This window comes from Nocardioides sp., assembly GCF_024509035.1.
Taxonomy (GTDB): Bacteria; Actinomycetota; Actinomycetes; order Propionibacteriales; family Nocardioidaceae; genus Nocardioides.
This window is the reverse complement of record NZ_JANINT010000081.1, coordinates 7,999-8,714: the sequence shown is the minus strand read 5'-3', so window position 1 is coordinate 8,714 and position 716 is coordinate 7,999. Positions and strand designations below refer to the sequence as shown.

Here is a 716-nt window from a genome sequence, read left to right as displayed (position 1 = left end):
TGATCGTGGTCACCGGCGACAGCCGCAACGGACGGCGCTCCCGCGAGGCGAGCGACTTGACGGCGGTCGCGGCCACAGCCGACGAGGTCGATCCGGCCGAGTTGCTCGTCGTGGGGCTCGGCCCCGGTCCCGACGGCTGGCTGACCCCCGAGGTGAGCGCGGCGCTGGCCGAGGTCGACCACGTCGTGGGGTACGCGCCGTACGTGAACCGGGTGCCGCAGCGCGAGGGGCTGACCCGCCATGCCTCGGGCAACACCGTCGAGCTGGACCGTGCAACGTTCGCCCTGGACCTTGCGAAGGGCGGCGCGAAGGTGGCTGTGGTGTCGGGTGGCGACGCCGGTGTCTTCGGCATGGCGGCTGCGGTGCTCGAGGCGGCCGAGGACCCGGCGTACGCAAACGTACGGGTCCGGGTGCTCCCCGGCGTGAGCGCAGTGCAGGCCGTGGCTGCCCGGGCCGGCGCCCCTGTGGGTGCCGACTTCGCGGTAATGAGCCTCTCGGACCGCCTCAAGCCGTGGGAAGTCGTCGAGAAGCGACTCCGGGCCGTCGCCGAGGCTGACCTCGTCCTTGCGATCTACAACCCGGCGTCGCGCAGTCGTACCGAGCAGGTCACCACGGCCAAACAGGTGCTGCTGGAGCACAAGAGCCCGGAGACGGTCGTCGTGGTGGGGCGCGACGTCGGACGTGCCGAGGAGGCACTCACGGTGACGACCCTGCGC

General features: G+C 71.9%; 1 protein-coding gene. It reads left to right on the top strand.

The window, feature by feature from the left end; all coding sequences use genetic code 11:
* Positions 1-5 precede the first annotated feature (5 nt).
* Positions 6-716: precorrin-3B C(17)-methyltransferase (locus tag Q0L15_RS06810; RefSeq protein ID WP_296603158.1), on the top strand; the 711-nt coding region annotated here is incomplete at its 3' end.